The sequence below is a fragment of the Massilia orientalis genome, assembly GCF_030411975.2.
In the GTDB taxonomy this organism is placed as follows: Bacteria; Pseudomonadota; Gammaproteobacteria; order Burkholderiales; family Burkholderiaceae_D; genus Telluria; species Telluria orientalis.
Genome location: NZ_JASNRB020000004.1, coordinates 169,431 through 190,172, shown reverse-complemented (window position 1 = coordinate 190,172; position 20,742 = coordinate 169,431). Strand labels below are relative to the sequence as shown.

Here is a 20,742-nt window from a genome sequence, read left to right as displayed (position 1 = left end):
ACCCCCACACATGAACGACTTCAAGAACGACTCCACGGCGCGCCACGGCGTGCGCGTGGCCGGCCTGCTGATGGCCATGGTGCTGACCGCATGCGGCGGCGGCGGCGGCAATCCGGGCGCCGTGAGCGGCGGGACCGGCTCCGGTTCCGGCAGCACGGGGACCGGCGGCACCGGCGGTACCGGCGGCACCACCACCCCCGCGGCGCCCACCGTCTCCGTGGGCTTCACGAACGCGGCCGGCGCGTCGACCAATGCGCTCTCCGGCGCCACGCTGCTGACCGTCAATGCCACCGTGCTGGATGCGGACAAGAAGCCCGTGCCGAACGCGATCGTGACCTTCGCCACCGACAACACGCTGGCCGTGTTCTCGCCGACGGCCGCCACCGCGCTCACGGATGTCAACGGCGTCGCGAAGGTCAGCATGCGCGCCGCCAGCCTGGCCTCCGGCGGCGCGGGCACCGTGACCGCCACGTCGAGCGTCGCCGGCACGACCGTGAGCGGCACCGCGAACTATTCCGTCGGCACCACCACGCTGACGTTCGGCACCCTGTCCGCCAGCCCGGCCAGCATCCAGGCCTACGGCTCGACGGTGCTGTCGGTCGACGTGCTGAACGGTTCCAGCAAGTACACGGACCAGCAGGTCAACGTCAGCTTCAGCTCCGCGTGCGTGACGGCCGGCAAGGCGACGCTGGCCGCGACCGTGCCGACCAATAACGGCACCGTGCAGACGGTCTACCGCGACAAGGGCTGCGCCAACAACGACATCATCACCGTGACGGCCGCCGGCATCGCCAAGTCGGCGTCGGCCACGCTGGCGATCGCGCCGCCGGCCGCCGCGTCGGTGCAGTTCGTGGGCGCCACGCCGACCGCGCAATCGATCGTCGTGCGCGGCAACGGCGGCAACGGCCGCACCGAAACCGCGATCCTGACGTACAAGGTCGTCGACATCTTCGGCAATCCGCTGGCCGGCCAGCGCGTGGACTTCACGCCGGTGCCCGCGGGCGCCGACGTCGTCATCAACAAGGCCAGCGACACGACCGATGCCACCGGCAGCGTGGTCACGACGGTCAACTCGGGCGCGACCGCCATGTCGTTTCGCGTGCAGGCGACGCTCCGAGGTACCGGCACCAATGGTGGATCGGACATCTCGACCCTGTCTGATTCGATCGTGGTGACGACTGGCCTGCCCGTGCAACGCGCGTTTTCGCTGAGCTCGGGCACGTTCAACGTCAATGGAGATATTGATAGCCCGCAGGCGACCACCCTGCAGGTCATGCTGGCCGACGCTTTCAGTAATCCAGTCCCGGACGGCACGCCAGTGGTGTTCCAGACGAATATGGGCGCCGTTGGTACGTCAGACAAGGGCGGCTGCAATACGACCAACGGTCTCTGCACGGTCTTCCTTCGTACGCAAAATCCGCGCGTCGCTACGCCTGGCTTGCCGCTAAGCCCCTGCAACGCTGTCACCCCGGACGCGACCCGCCCCGGCTTGGCCACTATTTGCGCCAGCTCGACGGATGGTACCAATACTGTGTATGCCAGGACGGCTATCTTCTTCAGCGGCGGTTTCGTGAAGAACGTTTATATGGATGGCAGCGCGGTCCCGTTGGACCTGAGTAAAACCGTCGATCTTGGCTCGATCAGCGGCAGCGCAACCAAGGTATTCTCGCTGCAGCTCAACGATGTGAACAACAACCCGATGCCTTTCGGCTCCCAAGTCGAAATAACGAGCATGCTTAACGGCAACGCTGCACCGGTCGTACCTGCCACTGTACCAAATATTGCCCCTCACTCGACCACTAATGTCGATGATCCAACCGGCTTGACTGTTGGTAGCGGCCCGCAGGGTTATACGCATGTTTTCAGCATTTCGAGCACGAGCTCAACCAATTGCGCACCCGCTCAGGCCTCATTCAACGTCACCGTGACGTCGCCTTCTGGCTCGGTAACCAGTATTCCGTTTAAACTGTCGTTCACCTGCCCATAAGTTTTCTTAAGGGATGCCCAATTGCAACAAAGCGGCCAGGGATGTCCTGGCCGTTTTTATTTGAACGCGTACACGTGTCTGACTGTAAGAACAACAACATCTTCCTCGTCGGCCTGATGGGGGCCGGCAAGACCACCATCGGCCGCCTGCTGGCGCGGCGCCTGGACATGACCTTCATCGATTCCGACCACGAGATCGAGGCGCGTACGGGCGCCACGATTCCGTGGATCTTCGAGATCGAGGGCGAGGCCAGCTTCCGCCGCCGCGAAGCCGACGTGATCCGCGAACTCACCGCGCAGAACGGCATCGTGCTGGCGACCGGCGGCGGCGCCGTGCTGAACCCGGCCAGCCGCGCGCTGCTGGCGGACCGGGGCACCGTGATCTACTTGCGCGCGAGCGTCTCCAGCATCCTGGCGCGCACGGCGCACGACAAGAACCGCCCGCTGCTGCAGACGGCCGACCCGCGCAGGAAGCTGGAAGACCTGACCGCGCAGCGCGAGCCGCTGTACCGCGAGATCGCCGACATGGTCATCGACACGGGCCGACCTAACGTACAATCGATGGTTCAGACAATCCTGGACCAGCTCGACGCGGACAACGCCGCACGCGAGCAGGCCAACGCAAAGACGACAATGAACGAACAGGCATGCATCTCTCTTAACGTCGAGCTGGGCGACCGCAGCTATCCGATCGCGATCGGACGCGGCCTGCTGGACGATACTTCCCTTCTGAATCGCCACATCGGCGGCAGCGGCAAGGTGGCCATCGTCACCAACACCACCGTCGCCCCGCTGTACCTGGACAAGGTCGCCGGCCCGCTGCGGGCGGCCGGGCGCGAGGTCGTGCCCATCATCCTGCGCGACGGCGAAGAGTTCAAGAACTGGGAGAGCCTGAACGAGGTGTTCGACGCGCTGCTGGCCAACAAGTGCGACCGCAAGACGACCCTGGTGGCGCTGGGCGGCGGCGTGATCGGCGACATGACCGGTTTCGCGGCCGCGACCTACATGCGCGGCGTGCCGTTCGTGCAGATCCCGACGACGCTGCTCGCGCAGGTCGACTCCTCGGTCGGCGGCAAGACGGGCATCAACCACCCGCTGGGCAAGAACATGATCGGCGCGTTCTATCAACCGCGCGCCGTGATCGCGGACACCGCCACGCTCGACACCTTGCCGGACCGCGAGCTGTCGGCCGGCCTGGCGGAAGTCATCAAGCACGGCGCCATCCTCGACGCCCCCTTCTTCGACTGGATCGAGGCGAACATCGGGAAACTGGTGGCGCGCGACCACGCGGCCCTCGCGCACGCGATCGCGCGCTCGTGCGAGATCAAGGCCGACGTCGTCACCCGCGACGAGCGCGAAGGCGGCCTGCGCGCGGTGCTGAACTTCGGCCACACGTTCGGCCACGCCATCGAGGCGGGCCTGGGCTATGGCGCGTGGCTGCACGGCGAGGCCGTGGGCTGCGGCATGGTGATGGCGGCCGACCTGTCGCGCCGTTTGAACCTTATCGACGACGCCGCGGTCGACCGCGTGCGCGCGCTCGTGAAGGCGGCCGGGCTGCCGGTCATTGCGCCTGACCTCGGCGTCGAGCGCTGGATCGAGCTGATGGAAGTCGACAAGAAGAACGAGGGCGGCGCCATCAAGTTCATCCTCCTGAAACCGCTGGGCAGCCCGAGCATCACGAATGCGCCGCGCGAACTGCTCGACGCCACGCTGAAGGCCTTGGTTGGAGCACCTTCGTCATGATCGACTTCGACGCCCACCTGGCTCCCTACGCGGCGCAGTCGTCGAAGAGCCGTGGGCGTCGTCATCCGGAACCGTCGCCCGGCTCGCGCAGCGAATTCCAGCGCGACCGCGACCGCATCATCCACTCGACCGCGTTCCGCCGGCTCGAGTATAAAACCCAGGTCTTCCTGAATCACGAGGGCGACCTGTTCCGCACCCGCCTCACGCACTCGATCGAAGTCGCGCAGATCGGGCGCACGCTGGCGCGCAGCCTGCGCCTGAACGAAGACCTCGTCGAAGCGACCGCGCTCGCGCACGACCTCGGGCACACGCCCTTCGGCCACGTCGGCCAGGACGTGCTGAACGACTGCATGAAGGACTACGGCGGCTTCGAGCACAACCTGCAAAGCCTGCGCGTCGTCGACCATCTCGAGGAACACTACGGCGCCTTCGATGGCCTGAACCTCACGTTCGAGACGCGCGAAGGCATCCTGAAGCACTGCTCGCTGACGAACGCGCGCCAGCTGGGAGAGCTGGGCCAACGCTTCATCGACAGGACGCAACCGAGCCTGGAAGCGCAGCTGACGAACCTGGCCGACGAGATCGCGTACAACAACCACGACATCGACGACGGCCTGCGTTCGGGCCTGCTGACGATGAAGCAGATGGAAGAGGTGGATTTGTTCGCGCGCCTGCACCGCGAGGTCGTGCAGCAGTACCCGGGCCTGCAGGGCCGGCGCGAGCTGTACGAGACGATCCGTTTGATGATCACGGCGATGACGGCCGACCTGGCCGCGACGTCGGCCGAGCTGCTGGCGGACGCCGCGCCGCAGGGCATCGACGACGTGCGCAAGGGGCCGCCGCTGATCCGCTTCTCGGACGCGATGCGTGCCGAGACGACGGCGCTGAAGCGCTTCCTGCACGCGAACCTGTACCGCCACTACCAGGTGAACCGCATGCGCGTGAAGGCGAGCCGCATCGTGCACGAGCTGTTCGACGCCTTCATGACCGATCCCGTGCTGCTGCCGCCGGACTACCAGGTGGCGTCCGGCGACACCGTGAAACAGGCGCGCAAGATTGCGGATTACATCGCGGGGATGACGGATCGGTATGCGATCAAGGAACACCGGCGCATTTATTCCTTGGATACCTTCTGAACATCCGTCGTTTCCGGCACTGCCGGAAACGACTTCCCGCGCAGGCGGGAACCCAATTTCTACGCGTCTCCGCTCCGCAAACTTGGGCCCCCGCCTTCGCGGGGGCGACGGTGGTATGTCACTCGCCGCGCGCGAACACACGCAGACGGTGTCCATCCGGATCGGCCGCGGTGAACGTATAACCGAAATCCACCTTGGCCGGCGCCTGCAGGATGCGCAGTCCGGCCTCGCGCCACTTGCCGTGCAGCGCATCGACCTGTGCGTCGTCGGGCACGCGGAACGCGAGCTCGCTGCCGCTGCCGTGGAAGTCGGCGGCCGGCACCGCATCGGACTTCGCCCACAGGCCCAGCATGCGGCCATTCTCCAGCGGGAACAGCACGAACGTGGGCGACGATTCGACGTGCTGCGCGTCCAGCAGCTTGCCATACAGGCGTGCGCTGGCCTGCGGATCGGCGACGTAGAGGATGGTGTAGGTCGGGGTCAGCATGGTGTTCTCCTTCGTTGGTTGACAGTGCGGCCAGTCTAGGCCGGACCACTGTCAGTTCCTGTCAGGAGAGCAAACCGGGGTCAGAGCCCGATTTTGGGCAATTGCCAAAAATCGGGCTCTGACCCCGGTGTTAGTTGAACAGCGATGGGGCCGCCAGTTGCCCCAGCAGCTTCTTGATCGGTGCCGGCAGCGGGGCGTCCGTGATGGTCGCCAGGTCCCACCATACGTGGCCCGGCGGCGTTTCGCCGCGCGCGGAGACTCCCATGCGGTACGGCTGGATGTGCAGGCGGTAGTGCGTGAAGCCGTGTACCAGCGGCAGCAGCGGTTCCACTTCGGCCACCGTGCCGAACTCGCCGGCGGCGCCGGCCAGCGTCGTCGGCGACACGTCGTCCGCCTCGTCCAGCGCCACGTGGCCATCGTATTCCGGCAGCGACAGCAGGCCGCCCCAGATGCCGGAATCCGGCCGCTGCTGCAGCAGCACCTGGCCGTTGTCGACGACGGCCAGCATCAGCGCGCGCCGCTCCGGCGTCGCCTTTTTCGGCTTCGGCACAGGCAGCACCGAGGTGCGGTTGGTCGCGAATGCCACGCAGCGGTCCCGCAGCGGACAGCGGTCGCAGTCCGGTTTGCCGCGCGTGCACAGCGTGGCGCCCAGGTCCATCAGGCCCTGCGTGTACGCCTCGATGCCGTCGCCTTCCGGCAGCAGCGCGTCGGCGCGGCGCCACAGCGCGTCTTCCACCGGCTTGATGCCCGGGTATGCGTCGATGCCGAACACGCGCGCGAACACGCGCTTCACGTTGCCGTCCAGGATGGCGGCGCGCGCACCGGCGGAAAACGCGGCGATGGCGGCAGCCGTCGAGCGGCCGATGCCGGGCAGGTCCGCCAGCAGCGCCGGGTCGCTCGGGAACACGCCGCCGTAGTCCGCGACGACGCGCCTGGCGCACGCGTGCAGGTTGCGCGCCCGCGTGTAGTAACCGAGGCCGCTCCAGTGCGCCATCACGTCTTCGGCCGGCGCCGCGGCGAGGTCGTGCACGGTCGGGAAGCGCTCGAGGAAGCGCGCGTAATAGCCCAGCACCGCCGTCACCTGCGTCTGCTGCAGCATGATTTCGGAGAGCCAGATGCGGTACGCGTCGCGCGTGTTCTGCCAGGGCAGGGCGTGGCGGCCGTGGGCGCGCTGCCAGTCGATGACGGCGCGCGAGAAGCTGGGGTCGGACAGGATTTCGGTGTCGGTGCTGCGTTTCATCTATCAGGCTGCTCGCAATTCGGGCAGGTCGGCGCGCAGCGTGTCGGCGACGGCGCCGGACAAGTTCGCGAGTCGCGCCTTGACCTGCTCCAGGTCGTGTTGGGCCGCCTCGAAGGCGGCGATTTTCTGTTCCAGGCTGTCGGTGGCTTCCAGGATGCGCTGGATCGATGCCTGGCGGTGGCGCAGCTGGTCGCGGTGCTGGCGGATCTGCGCTTCGAGCGGCGCATTGACCATCTTCAGCCACGCCTCGGCATCGCCGTTCGCTTCGCGGAACGCGAATTTGATGCGCGACGCGATCGTGTCGAAGAAGCGTTCGAGCAGGGTGCCGCGGCTCGTGATGAGCAGGGTCGCCGTGCCGAACTGCTTTACGTAGATCGCTTCGATGGCATCGATCTCGCGGCGGTAGCGTTCCAGCGACAGCGCGGCCGGCAGCGCCAGCGCAAGTCCGTGCTCGGCGGAGAAGCGCCGCACCATCGTCTCCATCATCGCCGCGATCTCGGCGATTTTTGCTTCCGCCGCAGCCAGGTTGGCGCGCGCCTGGTCGAAGAACGTGCGCACCGGCGCGCGCATGCCCGTCGAAAAGCGCGCGGCTTCCATCGCGGCGCGCACGGCGTCGACATGGTCCTGCACGACCTCCATGCCGATGATCGAGTAGAGCGCCGTCGACAGCGTGGTGAACACGGCGCGCGTGCCCTGCAGCTTGAACAGGCTGGCGTCGAATTCCTTCTTTTCCATCTCGACCCGGCGCACCATGTGCGCGATCACGCCCTGGTTCTTGCCGCGCAGGCTTTGCAGTTCCTGCAGCTGCTCGACGAGGTCGCGCCCGCGCGCGGCAAGCAGCGCGGACTGGGCGCCCGTCAACGTCGCGAGGTCGTCCTGCAGCTGGCGGCGCAGGATGTCCTGGCGTGCCGGGATCAGTTCGTGGAACAGCGCCGATTCCAGCGCGCCCATGCGGCTCTTTTCGAACAGGGCGTAATCGCCCGTGATCTTGCCGACGAGGGCTTTTTGCGCGGACACCGGGAACACCTGCGCATCCGCGACGCCCAGCAGGCGCGCGGCGTCATGCTGCTGGCGCGCGATGGCGGCGTCGTTGTCCTGCGGCGTCCTCAGTTCATCCCACAAGGCATCGATCTTGTTCAGCACGACGATCCGGCCCGCATTGGACCCGGAATCGGCGTTGATATGCGTGCGCCAGACGTCGATGTCGCTCTTCGTGACGCCCGTCTCGGCGGCCAGGATGAACAGCACGGCGTGCGCGTTCGGGATCAGGTTCAGCGTGAGCTCCGGCTCCGTGCCGATCGCATTCAGGCCCGGCGTGTCGAGGATCACGAGGCCCTGCTTGAGGAGCGGATGCGGCACGTTGATCAGCGCGTGGCGCCAGCGCGGGATTTCCACGAGGCCGTCCGGGCCCAATGTCGCCGCGAGGTCGGGGTCGTCGGGATCGTACAAGCCGTAGCGCTGCGCTTCGGCCGGCGCGACGCGGCGCGTGAGGCTCACCTGCAGGAAGGTCTCGTGCATGCGCTCCGGCGCGGACAGGTCCAGGGGCAGCACGGTCCACGCATCCGGGACGTCGCGATAGTCGCCCGTCGCGAGGCGCTCGGCGCGGGTCTCGATCGGGAGCAGGCGGATGCAGGGGACGAGCGCCGGCTCCCACGCGAATTCGGTCGGGCACATCGTCGTGCGCCCGGGGCTCGACGGCACGATGCGCTGGCCGTAGTCGGCAAAGAAGATGGCGTTGATCAGCTCGGATTTACCGCGCGAGAATTCGGCCACGAATGCGACCGACAGCCGGTCGTCGCGCAGCCGCGCGAGCGCACGCGCGACGCGCTGTTCCGCCGCCCCGTCCAGCAGCTCGGCCCCCTGGGCCCAGCTGCGATACTGTTCCAGCGCCTGGGCGACCTGCGTGCGCCAGTGCGCGTACTGTTGCAAATCCTGCATATCGGTGTCCCGCGTGTCCCGTTCCTCGTCGATGGCCTTACCGCTGGCAGACCGCGCAGTAGAACGTGGACCGTTGGCCCTGCTTGATCTGGCGGACCGGCGTGCCACAGTTGCGGCAAGGAACTCCTGCACGATCATAGACGAAATATGTCTGCTGGAAATAGCCTGACTGACCATTTACGGCAATAAAGTCACGCAGCGTGCTGCCGCCTTGCACGATCGCGGCGGCAAGGATGTCGCGGATCGCCTCGGCGAGCTTGTCGTAGCGGGCGCGGCTGATCTTGCCGGCGGCCGTCTTCGGGTTGATGCCGGCGCGGAACAGGCTCTCGCACGCATAGATATTGCCGACGCCAACGACGATGTCGCCCGCGAGTAGCACCTGCTTGATCGGGGCGCTGCGGTTTCTCGTCGCCTGGTGGAGCAGGGCGCCGGAGAACTTGTCTTCGAGCGGTTCCACGCCCAGGCCGCGCAGCAGCACGTGCTGCTCCAGCTCGCCGTCGTCGTGATCGTGCCAGAGGACGGCGCCGAAGCGGCGCGGGTCGTGCAGGCGCAGCACCCGCCTGCCTTCCGGGCCGCGCACGACGAGGTCGAAGTGGTCGTGTTTCTTCAGCTCGATCCCCTCCGGCAGCACGCGCAAATGACCGGACATGCCCAGGTGGACGATCAAGGTGCCATGTTCGAATGTCAGCAGCAGGTATTTGCCGCGCCGGCCGGTGCCGAGGATGCGGCGGCCCGCGAGCAGCTCGCGCAGATTCGGGGGGAACGGCCAGCGCAGGCCTTCGCGGCGCAATACGACGTCCTCGACGATGCGGTCTTCCAGGTGAGGCGCGACACCTCTTCTCGTCACTTCGACTTCTGGTAATTCAGGCATGTATGGTCTCGCTTAACAATGTCCAGCGCGGTGTTGCAGCTCCTTGCCCTGGACATGTTGAAGCGATCCTTTGAAATGATCGGAATGTAAATTCGTGTTGCAGCGGCGCACGCGCGGCGGGTGCATGGCGTAGAATCGGACAATCTCGATGACGTGGGACTTGCCTTGAAAAACGCTTTCGCCATTGTAACCCTCTCCGCACTGCTGTCGGCCTGCGCTGTGGCTCCCAAGCAGCAGCAACCGGCCCCGGACCTGTCCGACCAGCCGCTCGCCGCCGCCGAAACCCGGGACCATCCCGACCAGGCCAAGGAAGGCGAACAGGCCGAAAAGCTCCCCAACGTCGAGATGACCCCGGCCATGATGAGCCAGCTCATGCAGGCCGAGATGGCCTACAAGAACGGGGACTGGCAGGGGCCTTACCTGACGATGATGAGCCTGGCCCAGCAGACGAAGGACCCGCGCCTGGCCAAACGCGCCGCCGAGATGGCGCTGTCCGCCAAGCAGGCCGACGACGCGCTCGCCGCCGTGAAACTGTGGCGCCAGTACGCACCGGACTCCGAAGAGGCCAGCCAGTACTATCTGGGGTTGGTCATCCTCTCCGACAACCTCGGCGAGGCCGAAAATATCTTGAAACAGCGTCTGGCGGACGCGACCCCGGGCGCGCGCGGCCTCGTCATGTTCCAGATGCAGCAATTGCTGCTGCGTGCCAAGGACAAGGAGGCGGCCAGCGCCATGCTCGAGCGCCTCGTCGCGCCGTATGGCAACCTGATGGAAACGCACGTCGTGCTGGCCCAGGCCGCGCTGGCGCGCAACGACAAGGCGGCCGCCAGGCGCGAGGCGCAGACGGCCCTGCAACTGAAGCCCGATTCCGAGATCGCCGCGCTGACCGCGGCCCAGGTGAGCGAGGACGAAGGCGGCGCCATCAAGGTGCTGAAGGATTTCCTCGCGGCCCACCCGGAGGCGCGCGAAGTGCGTTCCGCGTACGCGCGCCTGCTCGTCAACGAAAAACAGTACGAGGCCGCGCGCCAGGAATTCCTCACGCTGGATAAAGCCCAGCCCGACAATCCGGGCACCTTGTACGCGCTCGGCATCCTGTCGATGCAGATGAACGACCGTACGGCCGCGGAAAAATATTTCAGCCGCTTCGTGGACCTGATGGACAAGGCGCCGGAAGACGAGCGCGACCCGACGAAGGCCGTGATGATCCTGTCGCAGATCGCCGAGGAACGGGGCGATTACAAGGCCGCGGCCGACTGGCTCGACCGGCTCGACACCGAGGATCCGAAGGTCCAGTTCGGCGCCGAACTGCGCCGCGCCCAGCTGACCGCGAAGCAGGGCGACGTCGCCGGCGCGCGCAAGCTGCTGGGCACCCTGAAGACGGACGACAAGACGGAACAGGCGCAGATCGTCCTCGTCGAAGCACAAATCCTGCGCGACGCGGGCCAGGCCAAGGACGCGTTCAAGCTGATGGAGCAGGGCGTCAAGCGCTTCCCGGACAATACGGACTTCCTGTACGACTATGCCCTGATGGCCGAAAAGATGGGCAAGACGGCCGTGATGGAAAAGGCGCTGCGGAAAGTGATCGCCAAGTCGCCGGACAATATGCAGGCTTATAACGCGCTCGGCTATTCGCTGGCCGACCGCAACATCCGCCTGAAGGAAGCCTATCAACTGATCTCCAAGGCCCTGAAAATGGCGCCGGGCGACCCGTTCATCCTCGATAGCATGGGCTGGGTGAACTATCGCCTCGGCAAGCTGGACGAGGCCGAGACCCACCTGCGCAAGGCCTACACGCTGCGCAACGATCCGGAGATCGCCGTCCACCTGGGCGAAGTGCTGTGGAAGAAGGGCCAGACAGAAGATGCCCGCAAGCTGTGGCGCGAAGCGCAAGCCAAGGATCCGAAGAATGACGCGTTGAAGAGCACACTGGCGCGCCTGCACCAGACTCTGTGAAATAATGACAATCGACGGACGCTGCGGCGTCCGTCGGTTCATTCGACTTGTTGACTTCATGCCGATGCATTCACTTTCCCGATTCGTTATCGCCGCCGCCTGCGTCGCGTCCTTGGCCGGCTGCGCCACCACCGCCAACGTCCCGCTGGCCAACCCGACCGCCCAGGTGGGCGCCTACCGCGACACCATCGACCTGAACGGCCGCCTGGCCGCGAACTACCAGAAGGATGGCCAGCCGCAATCGATCAACGGCAATTTCACGTGGGCGCAGCGCCCTGGCCGCATCGACGTCTCCCTGTTCTCGCCGCTGGGCCAGACCGTCGCCGAGATCACGGTCACGCCCGAGACCGCGACGTTGAAACAGTCCGGCCGCGCGCCGCGCGTGGAAAAAGACATCGACACGCTGACGGCGAAGTCCCTCGGCTGGACCCTGCCCGTGAGCGGCCTGCGCGACTGGCTGCAGGGCTATGCCGTCGACGCGAGCGGCAAGCGTTTCACGGCGTCGCCCGCGCACGACAGCGTCGTCACGAACGATGGCTGGCGCCTGCGTTTCGTGGAATGGCAGAACGGCCCGGGCGGCGCCCCGATGCCGCGCCGCATCGATGCCGAGCGCAGCACGACGGCCGTCGGCGATGCGCTGACGATCCGCATCGTGATCGATCCGGTGGCGTGACATGGCGCCGACGTCCCTGCACAACTGCCCCGCGCCGGCCAAGCTGAACCTGTTCCTGCACGTCGTGGGCCGCCGGCCGGACGGCTACCACCTGCTGCAATCCGTGTTTCAACTCATCGACCGCAGCGACACGCTGCACTTCGACTTGCGCAGCGACGAGCGCATCGTGCGCACGACGGATGTGCCCGGCGTGCCGGAAGAGCAGGACCTGATCGTCCGCGCGCTGCGCGCGCTGCAGGCGGAATACCAGCGCCGCCACGGCCGCCTGCCGCCCGGTATCGACGTCGCCGTCGAGAAATGCCTGCCGATGGGAGGCGGACTCGGTGGTGGCTCGTCCGACGCGGCCACGGCGCTGATGGCGGCCAATCATTTATGGCAGGCCGGCCTGACGGATGCCGAGTTGATCGCGCTGGGCTTGCCGCTGGGCGCGGACATCCCGTTTTTCCTGTTCGGCGCGACGGCATTCGCCGAAGGCGTGGGGGAGGCATTGCAGGCCGTGCCGGGGCCGGATTGCTGGTATGTCGTCATCGAACCGGGCGTCTCTGTCCCCACCGTTGCAATTTTTACGGCGACCGATTTGACAAGAAACACGAAAGCCATCACAATATCGGACTTTTCCAGACGACATGTCGAATCGAACGATTTGATTGGCTTCGGGAAAAATGATTTGCAGGACGTGGCAGCCCGCTTGTTCCCGCCGGTAGCAGAGGCGATCGAATGGTTGGGCGGTTACGGAGCGGCCAGGATGACTGGTTCGGGCTCGTGCGTGTTTTGCGCATTTTCCACAGAGCATGAAGCTGAACAGGTACTGAAGCATGTGCCGGCCCGGTGGAGAGCGTGGAAAGCGAAAGCGTTGCAGCGACATCCGATGAAAATGCTCTTGCAAACCCATTCGTTGTAGAATAAAATTTTGCCTGTCGACGCATTTGACGATATAATAATCGAGTGCAGCGACAAGCTGTAAGTTTCAGTGTAGGGGAATCGCCAAGCTGGTTAAGGCACCGGATTTTGATTCCGGCATACCAAGGTTCGAATCCTTGTTCCCCTGCCAAAGTTTCTTTGCCTGAGCTGATGATGACACGTGCTCCAGCAGGCAGATAAAAATGGAGCCGCCAATGAGCGGCTCATTTTTTTTTGTGGTTCAGCGTTAATCATCCGACGATTAGCTGCTTTTCAAGTTCTTTCAACGCTTCTTACATCTCTGGGACTCCCATGGCTTACGAAAACCTGATGGTTTTTACCGGCAATGCCAATCCGGCGCTAGCAGAAGGGGTCGCAAAAAACCTCGGCATTCCTCTCGGCAAAGCCGTAGTTTCGAAGTTCTCCGACGGCGAAGTCATGGTCGAAATCAACGAGAACGTTCGCGGCAAGGACGTCTTCGTTCTGCAATCGACCTGCGCCCCCACCAACGACAGCCTGATGGAAATCATGCTGATGGTCGACGCTCTCAAGCGCGCATCGGCTGGCCGCATCACCGCGGCGATTCCGTACTTCGGCTATGCCCGCCAGGACCGCCGTCCGCGTTCCGCGCGTGTCGCGATCTCGGCGAAAGTCGTCGCGAACATGCTGCAGGAAGCCGGCGTCGAGCGCGTCCTGATCATGGACCTGCACGCCGACCAGATCCAGGGCTTCTTCGACATCCCGGTAGACAACATCTACGCATCGCCGCTGCTGCTGGGTGACCTGCAGAAGCGCAACTACGACGACCTGCTCGTCGTGTCGCCGGACGTCGGCGGCGTGGTGCGTGCCCGTGCGCTGGCCAAGCGCCTCGGCTGCGACCTGGCGATCATCGACAAGCGCCGCCCGAAGGCGAACGTGTCGGAAGTCATGAACATCATCGGTGAAGTCGAAGGCCGCAACTGCGTGATCATGGACGACATGGTCGACACCGCAGGCACGCTGACCAAGGCCGCCGAAGTCCTCAAGGAGCGTGGCGCGAAGAAAGTCGTCGCGTACTGCACGCACCCGGTCCTGTCCGGCCCGGCCATCGAGCGTATCGCGAACTCGCCGCTGGATGAACTGGTCGTCACCGACACGATCCCGCTGAGCCCGGCTGCCCAGGCTTGCGGCAAGATCCGCCAGCTGACCTGCGCACCGCTGCTGGCCGAGACGTTCAAGCGTATCGTCAAGGGCGACTCGGTCATCTCGCTGTTCGTCGACTGATCGAATACAAGTTGCAAGCGCGGCGCGCCTGGCTGAAAAGCCGGCGCGCCGTTGACGTATCAAAGGTTTACAGAATTTCTTGAGCGTGCGCGAGTGCGCTCTTTACCGATGTCCCTGGTCGCGGGGACATCACAACCCGGGCAACCGGGCCGGCACGCGCCGGCATTCGGGCCCACACTTTGGAGTAACACCATGAAAGTAGTCGCATTTGCACGTACTCAGCAGGGGACCGGAGCGAGCCGCCGCCTGCGCAACGCCGGCCAGACCCCGGGCATCATCTACGGTGGCGCTGCTGCCCCGGAACTGATCGCCCTGGATGGCAACGCGTTGTTCCACGCGCTCAAGAAAGAAGCTTTCCACGGTTCGATCCTGGATCTGGAACTGGACGGCAAGACGCAGAAAGTCCTGCTGCGTGACTTCCAGATGCACGCATACAAGCAACTGGTCCTGCACGCTGACTTCCAGCGCGTCGACGCTTCGCAGCCGATCCACGCCAAGGTCGCCCTGCACTTCGTCAACGCCGAGGTCTCGCCGGCAGTCAAGCTGAGCGGCGCCATCGTGTCGCACGTGCTGAACGAACTGGACGTGTCCTGCCTGCCGGGCCAACTGCCGGAATTCATCACCGTCGACCTGTCGAAGCTGGAAGCCGGCCAGTCGATCCACGTGTCGCAGCTGGCCCTGCCGGAAGGCGTGACCGTCGTGGCCCACGGCCAGGACCAGACCGTCGCCACCTCGTCGATCCCGCGCGGTGCCGCAACGGCCGAAGCCGCTGCAGAGTAATTTTTACTCCGCATCACAAAACCCGCCGCGACGCGAGTCCGGCGGGTTTTTTGTTTTTCAGATCAATCCCAAGGTCAGCGCCTTGAGCGTGGCGGCGGCCCGCGTCGAGCACGCCAGCTTGCGGAAGATGCTTTCCACGTGCGTGCGCACCGTCGATGGGCTGATCTGCATGACCCGTGCCGCTTCCTTGTTGCTTTCGCCCAGGCTGATGCGGCGCAGGACTTCGATTTCGCGCTCGGACAGCAGGCTCCTGCGGGCCGGCGCCGCCGGGGCAGGGACGCCGGCCGCCGGGACGCCGGCCGCCGGGACGCCGGCCGCTTCGATGACGTGGCGTACGGCGTCTGCATCGAAGCATTGTGTTTGCTCGGCCAGCACGCGCGCAGCCTCATCCTGGGAATACGCCGGACGCCATGGCCGCGGCATGCACAGCGCCACGTAAGCGCACGCGGCCGCCAGCAGGCGGTGCGGCAGGCCGAGCCCATCGGCATCCAGGTTGCGGAAATAGCCGCCGCCGTCCAGCCGTTCGTAGGCGTGCGACGCCAGTGCGGCTTCAAGACGCAAGGTCGGGATCTGGACGCCGGCCCGCGCGGTCCAGTACGGCACGAGCCGGATCTTTTCCCAGTCGGCGGCGCTGAGTTTTCCCTCCCGTTCCCAGATCGTGTTCGATACCGCCGCGCGGCCCATGCCGTGGATGAGGGCGGCGCGGCCGAGACTCTGCTGCTGCGCCGGGGACAGGTCCGCGCGCGCGGCCGCCGCTTCCACCAGCTCGGCCACGCGACGCGAGTAGCCCGCGAGCCACGGCAGCTTCAACTCCATCATGTCGGCCACGATGGACAGCGGCACGTGCCGCGCGAGTAGCGGGTCGACGGCCGCTGGCGCCGGCGTGTCCAGTTCGTCCAGCCACGCCTGCGCGTGATCGGCAAGCAGGCGCGTGAGCGGCGCCGGATATTTGCGGTCGGCCATGCGGTCGATCATCTGCAGCGCCGCGGCCAGGCCATGCGTGCGCGCGAGAATCTCGAGGTCGCCGGCCAGGCTCGTGTAGAAGACGACGGTCGGGATGGCCGATCCGCGCAACCGTTCCGGCAGGCCATTGCCGTCGTAATGTTCCCAGACGTGACGCAGCCCGGCCTCGACTTCCGCCGGCAGACCCAGCAGGCCGGCGATGTCGCCCGACACCTCGCAGTGGATGCGTGCGAGCGGCGTCACGCTTTGCACCGTCAGCGGATTGTCCGCGGGCAGCGTCTGCGTGAGCATGGCGTCGCGGCCGCCGACGTCATCGCCGAGCAGGGTCGCGAAGCCGGAGGCGTTCGCCGTGCAGCCGGACCAGCGCAACAGGGCGACGAGCCGCGCATGGCAGCAGGCGTCGAGCGTAGCGCCGTCGGCCTGCGCGAGGCGCGCCGCGAGACGTGCCGCGCGGATGGAGCCATCGGTCGGCTGGCCCATGGACAGGTCGCCGACGAGGGCCAGGGCCTGGACGGCGTCTTCGACGGAGACGGTGTTGTCGATTTGCATCCCGGTACTGTAACGACGATGGCGCGTGGCGGCAAGGTCGGGGTCGGTCGATCGACCGATACCGCGGTTCGGTCCGCCTCTCTACACTGGCTTCCATCGACACATCAACAACGAACCACCTACTGACCAACTAAGGGAGCCATCATGAAAGCATCGATCACCACCGTCATCCGTAACGTCGCCGCCGCTGCCGCCATCGCCGCCGCCGGCACCGGTTTCGCCCACGCCGCCACCGCCGCCGAGCAACCGTCCGTCGTCATCGTCCACGGCGCATTCGCCGACGGCTCCGACTGGGCCAAGGTGATCCCGCTGCTGCAGGCCAAGGGCGTCAAGGTCACGGCCGTGCAGAACAGCCTGACGTCGCTGGCCGACGACGTCGCCGCCACCAGGCGCGCGATCGACAACCAGCCGGGCAAGGTCGTGCTCGTCGGCCACTCGTGGGGCGGTACCGTGATCACGGAAGCGGGCGCGGGCGACAAGGTCGCGAGCCTCGTCTACGTTGCCGCGTTCGCACCGGACGCCGGCCAGGCTACCAGCGACCTCGGCAAGGACCTGCCGCCGGCACCGGGCATCACCAAGCTGACGGTCGACAAGTTCGGCTTCGCCAGCCTGTCGCCGGCCGTGCTGAAAGAGAATTTCGCCCAGGACGTGCCCGCTGATCACGCCGCCGTGATGGCCGCCACCCAGGGCCCGATCGCAGTGAAAGCGTTCGGCGAGAAGACGACGGTCGCCGCCTGGAAAAACCACCCGAGCTGGTACATCGTCAGCAAGAACGACCGCATGATCCAGCCGGACCTGGAGCGCCGCTTCGCGAAGGCCCTCGGCGCGAAGACGACCGAGCTGCCGACCAGCCACGTGCCGCAGCAGTCGCGTCCGGCGGACGTCGCCAAGGTTATCCTCGACGCTGTCGCCGCGAGCAAATAAGCGCTCAATGATCGTTCACGCGGCCGCGCCGGCCGCGTTTTACGTGATAATCGAGCTTTACGCTCGATTTTCACGTTTTATGCACATTCGCCTGATCGTCGGCCTCGGCAACCCCGGCCCGGAATACGAACAAACCCGTCACAACGCCGGCTTCTGGCTCGTCGACAACCTCGCCAACTCCTTGCCCGGCTGCCACCTGCAGCGCGAATCGCGCTTCAACGCCATGGTCGCCAAGACATCGATCTCGGGCAAGGACGTCTGGCTGCTCGAGCCGCTGACCTTCATGAACCGCTCCGGACTATCGGTGGGCGGCCTGGCACGCTTCTTCAAGATCGGGCCGGAAGAGATCCTCGTCGTGCACGACGAACTCGACCTGCCGCCGGGCGCCGCCAAGCTCAAGCGCGGTGGTTCCTCGGGCGGCCACAACGGCCTGAAGGACATCACGGCCGCGCTCGGCACGCAGGATTACTGGCGCCTGCGCCTCGGCATCGGCCATCCGCGCACGCTGAACCTGCAGCAGGCCGTTGCCGACTTCGTGCTGCATCGCCCCCGCCGCGAAGAGCAGACCCTGATCGAGGAAGCCATCGACAAGAGCCTGCGCATCATCCCGATGGTGTGCGAAGGCAAGATGAGCGCTGCGACGACGCAACTGCACACTGACTGACGTTGCCGCAAACCGGGGTCAGAGCCCGAAATTTGGAAATTGCTCAAAATCGGGCTCTGACCCTGGTGTTCAGATCAGCCCGCGCGCCAGCGCCTTCAACGTGGCCGCGGGGCGCGAGCCCGATTCCAGCTTTTGGAAGATATTGTCGACGTGCATGCGCACGCTCGCCGGCGTGATGCGCATGGCGCGGGCCGCCTCGCGGCTCGTTTCGCCCCGGCTGATGTGGCGCAGCACTTCGAGTTCCCGGTCGGACAGCAGGCGGTCGCGCACGGGCGGCCGTTGTGCAGGGCCGCGGGCCGCCGCGAGGACGGCCTCGACAGCCTGGCGGTCGAAGCGTCCGGCCGCCGCCTGTGCCGTCATCAACGTGGACGCGGCCGCTTCGCCATGCGCGGGCCGCCATGGCCGTGGCGAGCACAGCGAGACGAACGCGGCGGCCGCGCCGAGCAGCCGTTCCTGCATGCCCAACGCTTCGCCGCGCGCCTTGCGGAAATAACCGCTGCCGTCGAGGCGCTCGTAGATGAAGGACGCGAGCGTGGCCTCGTTCTGGATCGCGGGGATCTGCGTGCCCGCGCGCGCCGTCCAGAACGGCACTTTGCGCACCTGGTCCCAGTCATCCGCATCGAGCTTGCCCGGCCGCTCCCACACGACGTTCGGTACGGCCACCTTGCCGATGCCGTGCAGCAGCGCGGCCCGCACCAGCGGACTTTCTTCCAATGCCATCATGCCGGCCAGCGACGCACTGCGCCGCGCCAGCGCGGCCACGCGGCGCGAATAGCCCGTGAGCCACGGCAGCTTCAGTTCGATGACGTCGGCCACGATGGACAGCGGTACGCGCCGGTCGTGGCCCGGGTAATTTGCGGCACAGGACGGTTCTTCCAGCATGCCCAGCCAGTCGTGCGCATGCGGCGACAGTCTCTGCACGAGCGTCGCCGGATATTTCACGCCGGCACGCTCGCCGATCAGCCGCAAGGCGCCGTCCGTGCCGTGCGCGGGCGCCAGCACTTCCAGGTCGCCGGCGAGGCGCACGTAAAACACGGCGCGCGGGATGTTCGGGGCGAACAGCACCTCCTGCATGTCGCCGCGGTGGTGGCTGCCGAACAGATGGCGCAGGCTGTTTTCGACGTCCCCTGGCAACCCGAGCAGCACGGCGATATCGCCCGCCACCTCGCACTGCATCTGCGCCAGCGGCATCACGTTGGCGAACGTGAGGCCCGCGTGGCCGGACAATGTCCGGGTCACCATCGCATGGCGGCCCCTGACGTCGTCGCCCAGCAGGTGTGCGAATCCGGCCGCCGTCGCCGTGCTGCCCGACCAGCGCAGCAGCGCCACCATTCTCGTACTCGTGCAGGCATCGGCACCGTCGCCGTTTTCTTCCGCCAGCCGTGCGGCGAGCCGCGCCGTGCGGATGGAGTGGTCCGGCGGCAGGCCCATGGACAGGTCGCCGACCATGGCCAGCACCTGCACAGCGTCTTCGACGGTAATGGTTTCATCGGATTGCATGGCACTAATGTAACGGCCATTGCCTTGGCGTACAAGGCGCACGACAGTTCACTGTGCTAGGCTGCCCCGATGAAAATCTCTATCCGCCGCTACCGTCCGGACGACCGCAAGGCCGTGCTGGCGGCCTTTCGCTCGAATGTGCCGGCTCACTTCCCGGCATCGGAAGAATCATGGCTGCGTTCCGCGCTGGACGACCCGGACGGCCCGCTGTTCGTCGTGGTGGAGGCGGGCGAGATCGTCGGCTTCGGCGGCTACGAATTGTCCGAGTTCTACGACCTCGGCACGCTCGTGTTCGGCCTCGTGCGGGCCGATCGCCACGGTTCGGGCATCGGCCGCGCGCTGCTGGCCTATCGCCTGCTGCACATGGCCGGACGCAAGCTGCGGCCCCGCTACGTGACGGTCGATACGCATCCGCACACGGCCGGCTTTTTCAAACGCTGCGGCTTCATCGAGATCGCCCGCTGGCCCGGCGGCTACCGTTCGGGACGGGATCGCGTCGACCTGCGCTTCGATCTCACGGACGAGGCCGTGGCCAGGCTGCGCGCGTGCGGGTGGCGGGAGGCGTTTGCGCGTGATGGCACTGCCTGAGCGCCCAGGTTTGATCCTTGCATTCGTTGCGATGGCGACCCGGCTGCGCAGGTCGCGCCGGATGCGTTCCAGCGCCGGCTGCATGGCGCGGGCATCGATCGGCGAGCAGGTCGCGCGGCCGTGGCGGAATGTGAGGCGGCGCTTGACCAGCACGCCGTCGCTCTCGCGCATATACGTCGCGCGATAGAAGATGCCGCCAGTAATCACGCTGGTGGGCGCCGGCAGCGACGTGAGCCGCAGGCCCGGCGGCAGGCGCAGGCGGGTCTCGTCCTCCGCGTCGATGGCCGGGCAGACGAAGTCGTGGCGCCGGTCGCGTGCCTGCGTCAGGCCTGTCACGGCGGCATCCACGACGCTCCAGGTGCGGTGGTTGGTGGCCAGCGTCCGGCCCGTGCGCAAGGCGCCAACATTGTCGGTGCCGGACAGCGTCAGCGTGTCGCCGGCGCGGCCCTGTTTCACGTCGCGCAGGTTGGTTCGTGCTGCATGCTCGCGCCCGCCTGCCGCGACATCGTGCGCCATCGCGCGCAAGGGTTCGGCCAGCGCGCCGGACAGGGTGCGGTCCACGTTGAAGCCGACGTGTCCGTCGC

The 20,742-nt window shown here is 66.2% G+C and carries 17 protein-coding genes and 1 tRNA gene; 12 read left to right on the top strand and 6 right to left on the bottom strand.

Features of this window, described 5'->3' with window-relative positions:
• The first annotated feature begins 10 nt into the window (after positions 1-10).
• The 3 genes from QPK29_RS07200 to QPK29_RS07190 all read left to right on the top strand — a co-directional run bounded on the left by QPK29_RS07200 (position 11) and on the right by QPK29_RS07190 (position 4,865).
• Complete coding sequence (locus QPK29_RS07200) at positions 11-1,987, top strand: autotransporter outer membrane beta-barrel domain-containing protein (RefSeq protein ID WP_371770634.1); 1,977 nt, start codon at positions 11-13, stop codon at positions 1,985-1,987.
• A gap of 74 nt (positions 1,988-2,061) precedes the next feature.
• Entirely contained in the window at positions 2,062-3,729 is a 1,668-nt protein-coding gene (gene aroKB, locus QPK29_RS07195) for a bifunctional shikimate kinase/3-dehydroquinate synthase AroKB (protein ID WP_371770633.1), read from the top strand.
• Positions 3,726-4,865: a deoxyguanosinetriphosphate triphosphohydrolase gene (locus tag QPK29_RS07190; RefSeq protein WP_400189743.1), complete on the top strand. Its 1,140-nt coding sequence runs from the start codon at positions 3,726-3,728 to the stop codon at positions 4,863-4,865. Before aroKB ends, QPK29_RS07190 begins: the two co-directional genes overlap by 4 nt.
• A 118-nt stretch (positions 4,866-4,983) precedes the next feature.
• On the opposite strand, the gene QPK29_RS07185 is transcribed toward QPK29_RS07190, so the two are convergent.
• From QPK29_RS07185 to mutM, 4 genes are all read right to left on the bottom strand, one after another.
• Entirely contained in the window at positions 4,984-5,352 is a 369-nt protein-coding gene (locus QPK29_RS07185; protein WP_371770632.1) for a VOC family protein, read from the bottom strand.
• A 130-nt stretch (positions 5,353-5,482) separates the two neighbouring features.
• Positions 5,483-6,592 (bottom strand): A/G-specific adenine glycosylase, encoded by a 1,110-nt coding sequence (gene mutY, locus QPK29_RS07180; RefSeq protein ID WP_371770631.1) that lies wholly within the window; start codon positions 6,590-6,592, stop codon positions 5,483-5,485.
• 3 nt (positions 6,593-6,595) lie between these two features.
• Entirely contained in the window at positions 6,596-8,530 is a 1,935-nt protein-coding gene (locus tag QPK29_RS07175) for a dynamin family protein (protein ID WP_371770630.1), read from the bottom strand.
• A gap of 37 nt (positions 8,531-8,567) precedes the next feature.
• Positions 8,568-9,401, bottom strand: a complete 834-nt coding sequence (mutM, locus tag QPK29_RS07170) for a bifunctional DNA-formamidopyrimidine glycosylase/DNA-(apurinic or apyrimidinic site) lyase (RefSeq protein ID WP_056126562.1) — start codon at positions 9,399-9,401, stop codon at positions 8,568-8,570.
• Between the two features lie 165 nt (positions 9,402-9,566).
• On the opposite strand from mutM, the gene QPK29_RS07165 reads away from it, so the two are divergent.
• From QPK29_RS07165 to QPK29_RS07140, 6 genes are all read left to right on the top strand, one after another.
• The gene (locus QPK29_RS07165; RefSeq protein WP_371770629.1) at positions 9,567-11,354 is read left to right on the top strand and encodes a tetratricopeptide repeat protein; all 1,788 of its coding nucleotides are present in this window, start codon (positions 9,567-9,569) and stop codon (positions 11,352-11,354) included.
• A gap of 64 nt (positions 11,355-11,418) precedes the next feature.
• Positions 11,419-12,027 carry an outer membrane lipoprotein LolB gene (locus QPK29_RS07160; RefSeq protein ID WP_371770628.1) on the top strand — a complete coding sequence of 203 codons (609 nt, stop codon included), beginning with the start codon at positions 11,419-11,421 and terminating at the stop codon, positions 12,025-12,027.
• Between the two features lies 1 nt (position 12,028).
• Complete coding sequence (ispE, locus tag QPK29_RS07155; RefSeq protein ID WP_371770627.1) at positions 12,029-12,928, top strand: 4-(cytidine 5'-diphospho)-2-C-methyl-D-erythritol kinase; 900 nt, start codon at positions 12,029-12,031, stop codon at positions 12,926-12,928.
• Between the two features lie 73 nt (positions 12,929-13,001).
• Positions 13,002-13,078: transfer RNA gene (locus QPK29_RS07150), tRNA-Gln, on the top strand.
• Between the two features lie 161 nt (positions 13,079-13,239).
• Complete coding sequence (locus QPK29_RS07145; protein WP_056126570.1) at positions 13,240-14,190, top strand: ribose-phosphate pyrophosphokinase; 951 nt, start codon at positions 13,240-13,242, stop codon at positions 14,188-14,190.
• A 192-nt stretch (positions 14,191-14,382) separates the two neighbouring features.
• Complete coding sequence (locus tag QPK29_RS07140) at positions 14,383-14,970, top strand: 50S ribosomal protein L25/general stress protein Ctc (RefSeq protein ID WP_371770626.1); 588 nt, start codon at positions 14,383-14,385, stop codon at positions 14,968-14,970.
• Positions 14,971-15,027: 57 nt separating this feature from the next.
• Here the strand turns inward: QPK29_RS07140 and QPK29_RS07135 are convergent, their stop codons facing one another.
• Positions 15,028-16,482 carry an HD domain-containing phosphohydrolase gene (locus tag QPK29_RS07135; protein WP_371770625.1) on the bottom strand — a complete coding sequence of 485 codons (1,455 nt, stop codon included), beginning with the start codon at positions 16,480-16,482 and terminating at the stop codon, positions 15,028-15,030.
• Positions 16,483-16,626: 144 nt separating this feature from the next.
• On the opposite strand from QPK29_RS07135, the gene QPK29_RS07130 reads away from it, so the two are divergent.
• Positions 16,627-17,406 carry an alpha/beta fold hydrolase gene (locus QPK29_RS07130; RefSeq protein ID WP_371770624.1) on the top strand — a complete coding sequence of 260 codons (780 nt, stop codon included), beginning with the start codon at positions 16,627-16,629 and terminating at the stop codon, positions 17,404-17,406.
• Between the two features lie 79 nt (positions 17,407-17,485).
• Positions 17,486-18,070: an aminoacyl-tRNA hydrolase gene (gene pth, locus QPK29_RS07125; protein ID WP_056126578.1), complete on the top strand. Its 585-nt coding sequence runs from the start codon at positions 17,486-17,488 to the stop codon at positions 18,068-18,070.
• 69 nt (positions 18,071-18,139) lie between these two features.
• Here pth and QPK29_RS07120 read toward each other — a convergent pair whose 3' ends face one another.
• On the bottom strand, positions 18,140-19,570 hold the full coding sequence (locus QPK29_RS07120) for an HD domain-containing phosphohydrolase (RefSeq protein WP_371770623.1): 1,431 nt from the start codon (positions 19,568-19,570) through the stop codon (positions 18,140-18,142).
• 69 nt (positions 19,571-19,639) lie between these two features.
• Between QPK29_RS07120 and QPK29_RS07115 the strand changes: the two genes are divergently transcribed.
• On the top strand, positions 19,640-20,158 hold the full coding sequence (locus tag QPK29_RS07115) for a GNAT family N-acetyltransferase (RefSeq protein ID WP_371770622.1): 519 nt from the start codon (positions 19,640-19,642) through the stop codon (positions 20,156-20,158).
• Positions 20,159-20,742 lie beyond the last annotated feature (584 nt).

Excerpts from the sequence above, each read along its gene's own strand:
- QPK29_RS07200 (WP_371770634.1), top strand. The coding sequence starts at position 11 with ATGAACGACTTCAAGAACGACTCCACGGCGCGCCACGGCGTGCGCGTG.
- QPK29_RS07190 (WP_400189743.1), top strand. The coding sequence starts at position 3,726 with ATGATCGACTTCGACGCCCACCTGGCTCCCTACGCGGCGCAGTCGTCG.
- QPK29_RS07185 (WP_371770632.1), bottom strand. The coding sequence starts at position 5,352 with ATGCTGACCCCGACCTACACCATCCTCTACGTCGCCGATCCGCAGGCC.
- mutY (WP_371770631.1), bottom strand. The coding sequence starts at position 6,592 with ATGAAACGCAGCACCGACACCGAAATCCTGTCCGACCCCAGCTTCTCG.
- QPK29_RS07175 (WP_371770630.1), bottom strand. The coding sequence starts at position 8,530 with ATGCAGGATTTGCAACAGTACGCGCACTGGCGCACGCAGGTCGCCCAG.
- mutM (WP_056126562.1), bottom strand. The coding sequence starts at position 9,401 with ATGCCTGAATTACCAGAAGTCGAAGTGACGAGAAGAGGTGTCGCGCCT.
- QPK29_RS07160 (WP_371770628.1), top strand. The coding sequence starts at position 11,419 with ATGCATTCACTTTCCCGATTCGTTATCGCCGCCGCCTGCGTCGCGTCC.
- ispE (WP_371770627.1), top strand. The coding sequence starts at position 12,029 with ATGGCGCCGACGTCCCTGCACAACTGCCCCGCGCCGGCCAAGCTGAAC.
- QPK29_RS07145 (WP_056126570.1), top strand. The coding sequence starts at position 13,240 with ATGGCTTACGAAAACCTGATGGTTTTTACCGGCAATGCCAATCCGGCG.
- QPK29_RS07140 (WP_371770626.1), top strand. The coding sequence starts at position 14,383 with ATGAAAGTAGTCGCATTTGCACGTACTCAGCAGGGGACCGGAGCGAGC.
- QPK29_RS07135 (WP_371770625.1), bottom strand. The coding sequence starts at position 16,482 with ATGCAAATCGACAACACCGTCTCCGTCGAAGACGCCGTCCAGGCCCTG.
- QPK29_RS07130 (WP_371770624.1), top strand. The coding sequence starts at position 16,627 with ATGAAAGCATCGATCACCACCGTCATCCGTAACGTCGCCGCCGCTGCC.
- pth (WP_056126578.1), top strand. The coding sequence starts at position 17,486 with ATGCACATTCGCCTGATCGTCGGCCTCGGCAACCCCGGCCCGGAATAC.
- QPK29_RS07120 (WP_371770623.1), bottom strand. The coding sequence starts at position 19,570 with ATGCAATCCGATGAAACCATTACCGTCGAAGACGCTGTGCAGGTGCTG.
- QPK29_RS07115 (WP_371770622.1), top strand. The coding sequence starts at position 19,640 with ATGAAAATCTCTATCCGCCGCTACCGTCCGGACGACCGCAAGGCCGTG.